The organism is Streptomyces sp. NPDC040410 (assembly GCF_055595715.1).
On record NZ_JBVIVK010000002.1, the window covers coordinates 635,326 to 641,960 of the forward strand.

The 6,635-nt window shown below is 73.4% G+C and carries 4 protein-coding genes, 1 tRNA gene and 1 other RNA gene; 4 read left to right on the forward strand and 2 right to left on the reverse strand.

Going from position 1 to position 6,635, the window contains the following annotated elements; translation table 11 throughout:
• Positions 1-4: 4 nt before the first annotated feature.
• Both ACZ562_RS06995 and ACZ562_RS07000 read right to left on the reverse strand, forming a co-directional pair.
• On the reverse strand, positions 5-388 hold the full coding sequence (locus ACZ562_RS06995) for a three-helix bundle dimerization domain-containing protein (protein WP_471174662.1): 384 nt from the start codon (positions 386-388) through the stop codon (positions 5-7).
• A gap of 211 nt (positions 389-599) precedes the next feature.
• Positions 600-687: transfer RNA gene (locus tag ACZ562_RS07000), tRNA-Ser, on the reverse strand.
• A 72-nt stretch (positions 688-759) separates the two neighbouring features.
• On the opposite strand from ACZ562_RS07000, the gene ffs reads away from it, so the two are divergent.
• The 4 genes from ffs to ACZ562_RS07020 form a co-directional block, all read left to right on the forward strand.
• Positions 760-854, forward strand: an RNA gene (ffs, locus tag ACZ562_RS07005) — signal recognition particle sRNA small type.
• Positions 855-916: 62 nt separating this feature from the next.
• Positions 917-3,274, forward strand: a complete 2,358-nt coding sequence (locus ACZ562_RS07010; protein WP_471174664.1) for a DNA polymerase III subunit gamma and tau — start codon at positions 917-919, stop codon at positions 3,272-3,274.
• Between the two features lie 102 nt (positions 3,275-3,376).
• On the forward strand, positions 3,377-4,630 hold the full coding sequence (gene purD, locus ACZ562_RS07015) for a phosphoribosylamine--glycine ligase (protein ID WP_471174666.1): 1,254 nt from the start codon (positions 3,377-3,379) through the stop codon (positions 4,628-4,630).
• 291 nt (positions 4,631-4,921) lie between these two features.
• Positions 4,922-6,635 (forward strand): M48 family metalloprotease (locus ACZ562_RS07020; RefSeq protein WP_471174669.1); only part of this gene is annotated, 1,714 nt, incomplete at its 3' end.

Consider the following 6,635-nt stretch of genomic DNA (forward strand, 5'->3'; position numbering starts at 1 on the left):
ACGATCAGTCCTTCGCCGGTCCGGGGTGTGCACGGCGCGTCCCGGAGGCCGCCCTGCCGTCGACGGCCTGACCAGAGGCGGCGCGGAGCTCCCTGCGGGACCGGCGTTCGACCAGGATCGGGACGTAGGCCCTGACTCTGGCCTGGCGGAATGCGTCGTACGCGCCCATGACCGTCACCTCGACGATGCCCGCATCGACCGAGGGATAGGCGGCACTCAGCCGCGCCACCACATTCCGGATGGACGCAAATTCGTCCGGTGAGCCGTGGAACGAGAGGTTCGGCGGGGCTGCCGGATCTGCGCGTGCCACGGGCTCGGGGCGCCGATGCAAGCCCTCGTCTTCGTCGGGAAGGCATACGACGTGAGGAACGTGCCCGTCGATCGTCATGGCCGCACTGATTCCATGTCCCACGACCTCCGGACCGCAGAACCGCCACAAGCGACAGGATCCTTCGCGCTCATTGTCCTCGCGCCCGGGCAAGATCGCTTCCTGGGGCTGAGCTCCCGAAGACGAACTGAGACGGAAAGTGAGACGGGACAACGTCGAAGGGCCCCACCGCGAGCGGTGGGGCCCTTCGACATCGTGCCCGGTGAGGCACTGGCGGAGGATACGAGATTCGAACTCGTGAGGGGTTGCCCCCAACACGCTTTCCAAGCGTGCGCCCTAGGCCTCTAGGCGAATCCTCCGCCGGAAACATTACATGACCGAGAGGAGTGCTCGCGAACTCGTTCCTCCCGCTCAGATCCTGTAGCCTGTGCGAAGCCCCTCACGCGGCGCTATCTGACTGAACTCCCCCAGGGCCGGAAGGCAGCAAGGGTAGGTCGGCTCTGGCGGGTGCGTGGGGGGCGCTTGCGTGAGAGGGGTCGGTTCCTCAAGCGGGGCTCGTTGTCAGTGGGCGCCTATAACCTCGTATGCGTGTCGTCTCTCGCGCTGTACCGCCGCTATCGCCCGGAGTCGTTCGCCGAGGTCATCGGGCAGGAGCATGTCACTGACCCGCTGCAGCAGGCGCTGCGCAACAACCGGGTCAATCACGCGTACCTGTTCAGCGGACCGCGCGGGTGCGGGAAGACGACGAGCGCGCGGATTCTGGCGCGGTGTCTGAACTGCGAACAGGGGCCCACACCGACCCCCTGCGGTGAGTGCCAGTCGTGTCGTGACCTGGCGCGGAACGGCCCCGGTTCCATCGACGTCATCGAGATCGACGCCGCTTCGCACGGTGGCGTCGACGACGCCCGTGAGCTGCGCGAGAAGGCCTTCTTCGGGCCCGCGAGCAGCCGGTACAAGATCTACATCATCGACGAGGCCCACATGGTCACGCCGGCCGGCTTCAACGCGCTGCTCAAGGTCGTCGAGGAGCCGCCCGAGCATCTCAAGTTCATCTTCGCGACCACCGAGCCCGAGAAGGTCATCGGGACCATCCGGTCGCGCACCCATCACTATCCGTTCCGGCTCGTGCCTCCGGGGACGCTCCGCGAATACCTCGCCGAGGTGTGCGGGCGGGAGGACATCCCCGTCGAGGACGGCGTCCTGCCGCTGGTGGTGCGTGCGGGCGCGGGGTCCGTGCGTGACTCCATGTCCGTCATGGACCAGCTGCTCGCCGGCGCGGGAGCGGACGGTGTGACGTATGGCATGGCGACCTCCCTGCTCGGGTACACCGACGGCTCGCTCCTCGACTCCGTGGTCGAGGCGTTCGCCACCGGCGACGGCGCCGCGGCCTTCGAGGTCGTCGGCCGGGTCATCGAGGGCGGAAACGACCCACGGCGGTTCGTCGCCGACCTGCTGGAGCGGCTGCGCGACCTGGTGATCCTCGCCGCCGTGCCCGACGCCGCGGAGAAGGGGCTCATCGACGCCCCCGCCGATGTCGTCCAGCGCATGCAGGCCCAGGCCGGCACCTTCGGCGCCGCGGAACTGAGCCGCGCCGCCGACCTCGTCAACGAAGGGCTGACGGAGATGCGGGGCGCGACCTCCCCCCGCCTCCAGCTCGAGCTGATCTGCGCACGAGTGATGCTGCCCGCCGCTTACGGGGACGAGCGGGCCGTCATGGCCCGACTGGACCGCCTGGAGCGGGGCGTGAACTTCTCCGCGGGCGGTGGCATGCCCGCCGTGGGGTACGTGCCCGGGCCCGACGCTCATGGGGGAGCGGCGCACGGGGCAGGGACCCCGGCCACGCCCGTTCCGCCGGGTGGCGGGCCCGCCGCCGCCCGGGCGGCGGTGCGGCCACCGAGTGGTGCCGGGCAGGGAGAGCCCCATGCGCCGGCTGCCGATCCGGGTACGGCGCCTGCGGCTCCCCCGGCTGGTCCCGCCGCCCAACCTTCGGGCTACGACCAGCCCCAGAAGACCCAACGGCCCCAACAGCCCCAGAAATCCCAACAGCCCCAACAGCCCCAGAAATCCCAACAGCCCCAGCCATCGCCCACCCCGGCCGCCGCGGCCTCCGCCGCGCCCGGCGCCTGGCCCACCGCCACCCCCGCGGGCGGTGCCCGACGCCCCGGCGGCTGGCCCACCGCGGCGCCCGCCGGTGGCGGACAGCGTCCGGCCGCGGAGCCTCCGCCCGCGCAACCCCCTGCTGCCTCGCCCACCGAGGTGCCCACCGCCGCCGCGCCCACTCCGGCCCCGGCCTCCACGCCCCCCAGCGGCGGCCTCGACCCCCGCATGCTCTGGCCGAACATCCTGGAGGCGGTGAAGAACCGCCGCCGCTTCACCTGGATCCTGCTCAGCCAGAACGCGCAGGTCGCCGGCTTCGACGGCACGACCCTCCAACTCGGCTTCGTCAGCGCGGGCGCGCGCGACAACTTCGCGAGCAGCGGCAGCGAGGACGTACTGCGGCAGGCGTTGGCCGAGCAGTTCAACGTGCAGTGGAAGATCGAGGCGATCGTCGACCCGTCGGGCGGCTCGGCACCCCCGGCGACCGGCGGCGGCTCCTCCGGTGGCTACGGCGGCGGCGCCGGGGGTTACGGCGCAGGCGGCGCCGCGGGCGGTGGCCACGGCGGCGGCGGAAGCACGTATGGCGCCGGCGGTACGACCGCGCAGCGCCCGGCGTCCCCCCAGCCCACGCCCACCGCCCCCGCGCCGTACGCGTCGGCACCGGCGCCCGCCGCCGCCCCCAGGCACGCCCCCCAGCCCTCCGCACCGGAGCCGCCACCCCCGGTCGCCCCCGAGGACGACATCCCCGAGGACGACGACCCCGACCTCAACGAGTCGGCCCTGTCCGGACGCGAACTCATCGTCCGGGAGCTCGGGGCCACCGTGGTGGAGGAGTTCTCGAACGAGTAGGCCCCGATGCGCACGATCAGGGGGAACTGACAAACCCGCCGGCCTCACTCCTTCAGAAGCCCGCACAAACCCAGCGCCCGCCCTCCCGTTAGGCTGACCCCCGTGAAGGTCCTCGTCATCGGCAGCGGCGCCCGCGAACACGCCCTGTGCCGTTCCATGTCCCTCGACCCCGACGTCACCGCGCTGCACTGCGCCCCCGGCAACGCCGGTATCGCCGAGGTCGCCGAGCTGCACCAGGTCGACGCCCTGGACGGCGCCGCCGTGGCCGCGCTGGCCGCGGAGCTCGGTGCCGAGCTGGTCGTCGTCGGGCCGGAGGCGCCCCTCGTCGCCGGGGTCGCCGACGCCGTGCGCGAGGCCGGCATCCCGGTCTTCGGCCCCTCCAAGGAGGCCGCGCAGCTGGAAGGCTCCAAGGCCTTCGCCAAGGACGTGATGGCGGGAGCGGGTGTCCCCACGGCAAGGTCGTACGTCTGTACGACGCCCGAGGAGGTCGCCGAGGCCCTCGACGCCTTCGGAGCGCCGTACGTCGTCAAGGACGACGGGCTCGCCGCCGGCAAGGGTGTCGTGGTCACCGGCGACATCGAGGCTGCGACAGCCCACGCGAACGCCTGCGAGCGGGTCGTCATCGAGGAGTTCCTCGACGGCCCGGAGGTCTCCCTCTTCGCCATCACGGACGGCGAGACCGTCCTCCCGCTTCAGCCCGCCCAGGACTTCAAGCGCGCGCTCGACGGCGACGAGGGCCCCAACACCGGAGGCATGGGCGCGTACTCCCCGCTGCCCTGGGCAGACCCGAAGCTGGTGGACGAGGTCCTGGAGACCGTCCTCCAGCCGACGGTCGACGAGATGCGCCGCCGGGGGACGCCGTTCTCCGGCCTGCTCTACGCCGGGCTCGCGATCACCTCGCGCGGTGTCCGCGTGATCGAGTTCAACGCCCGCTTCGGGGACCCCGAGACCCAGGTCGTCCTGGCCCGACTGAAGACCCCGCTGGCCGGTGTCCTGATGGCCGCCGCGACCGGTAACCTCGCCCACCTGGAGCCCCTGCGCTGGAGCGACGACGCGGCGGTCACCGTCGTCGTCGCCTCGCACAACTACCCCGGCACCCCGCGCACCGGCGACCCGATCACCGGCCTCGACGAGGTGGCCGCCCAGGACGCCCCGCACGCGTACGTCCTGCATGCGGGCACCCGGCTCGACGGCGACGCCGTCGTGAGCGCCGGTGGCCGCGTACTGTCCGTCACGGCGAGCGGCAAGGACCTGGTGGAGGCCCGCGACCGCGCCTACCGGGCCGTCTCCCGCATCGGTCTCGACGGTTCCCAGCACCGTACGGACATCGCGGCGAGGGCGGCCGCCGGCGCGTGAAGCCCGCGGGCGCCGATGAACCCGGCAGGCCCCGGATCCGTCTTCGGATTCGGGGCCTGATCTTTGCATTCCGTCATCCACCTTTCCCCTGAGCCATTCCATCGAGTGACCGATGCCCTATACGGCTGACGGGGGGCGGGGCCCCAACTATGGTGCGGCGCAGGTGTTCCGGCACTTGGCCCACCGGCATTGCGATGTCAGTCGTGGGTGCCACAGTGGGGGAGTGAGCAACGCCAGGAGAGCCAGGCAGCCAGGACAGCAGCGAGGGGGTGACGTCCGGTCGTGACCGGTATGGGTGTGGAAGCAGGCGCGCAGGCAGCGCGTTCGCGGGCGCTAGCCGTGCTGCGCATCCGCAGCCGCGCACTGGCCGTCGGCCTGCTGCCGACGGCGGTCGCCGTGGTGCTGCTCGCCGGCGGTTCCACCGGCCGCCTGGTGGGTCCGGGCTGGCACGCGGCCCGCTGGATCATGGTCCCGGCCGCCGTTCTCGTGCTGCTCGCGGCCGCCGGCATCGCGCTGGTCGTCGCCCGCGCCCGCCCCGCCGTCAGCCCGACGGTCGCGATCGCCGAGGAGTCGGCTCCCGACCTGTACCGGATGGTGCGCGACCTCGCCGAACGCCTCGACGTCCCCGCCCCCTCGGCCATAGCCCTCACCCCGGACTGCGACAGCTGGCTTGAGGACCGCACCCACCCGGCCCACGGCCCGCCTCCGCCCGAGGCCCGGGACGAGATAGCGGGTGTGCGGAGCCTCGGGACACCGCGGCCACGTCGTACGACGGCCGCTCCCGTCCTCGTCATCGGCTCGCCGTTCCTGTGGTGGATGCGCGTCGGTGAACTGCGCGCGGTCCTCGCCCCGGTGGTCGCCGGCACGGGACCCTCTGCGCACCCGGACATAGCCGCGGCCCGCCGGTTCGTACGAGGGCTGGACGCGGCGGTGGCCGTGAGCACGGCGCCCGGCCGCGACCCGGTCTCCCGCACGGTGCTCGCCGGGGTGGGCTGGACGGCCCGCCTGCTGCTGCGCAGCTGCCGCGGCCATGCCGCGGAGATGGAGCGCGGGGTCGCCGCCGCGGCCGCCGAGCGTGCACAGGCCGTGGACTACGGTCTGCGGATCGTCGCCCAGGAACAGGTGGGCCTGGCGTACGCGGGCTGGGACCGGCTGCTGACCAGGGTCGCGCTGCCCGCCTGGCGCATGGGCCGCTGGCCCTCCCGGCTGGACGCGGGCGTGGTCGCGGCCCTCACCGAACTGTCCCGCCGGGACCGCCTGGCCGAGGGCTTCGCCTCCCGTCTGGGCGAGCGCCCCGCCTGCGACCTGCTCGAAGAGCCCGGCGCGGTCGACGAGGCCGCCTCGCTCCTCGCCGCCCGGCTCTTCCACGGAGGCCCTGCCGAGCCCCGCCCGGACTGGTCGCCGGTGGACTGGCAGGAATACCCGGAGGAGGTCGTCGACCGGAAATGGCGCACCGACGCGGCGCGCCTCCACCGAGTCCTCGACACCCTGGGCGTCCGCCGTTCCCCGGACCCCGGCGCACCGAGTCCCGAGGGCCCCACCCTCTCCCGCGTCCTCGACCACCTGTCGGCCCCGCCGGACCCGGCGGCCTCGGGCGAGACGGCCTCCGGCACCGCGCCGGCCGCCCACCAGCCTCAGCCGCTCGCGGCACCGACCGGCCATGTGCCCGAGCCGTCCGCGGCACCCACGGCACCGACCGGCCATGTGCCCGAGCCGTCCGCGGCACCCACGGCACCGACCGGCCATCGGCCCGAGCCGCCCGCGGCACCCACGGCACCGACCGGCCATCGGCCCGAGCCGCCCGCCACCACGACCTCCGGTGTCACGGCCCCGCCCTCCGTATCCGCCGGCCACCGGCCCGAGCCGCCCGTCCCAGCCACCGGCCACGCACACACCCCCGAGCCGTCCACGGCACCCACGGCACCGACCGGCCATCGGCCCGAGCCGCCCGCCACCACGACCTCCGGTGTCACGGCCCCGCCCTCCGTATCCGCCGGCCACCGGC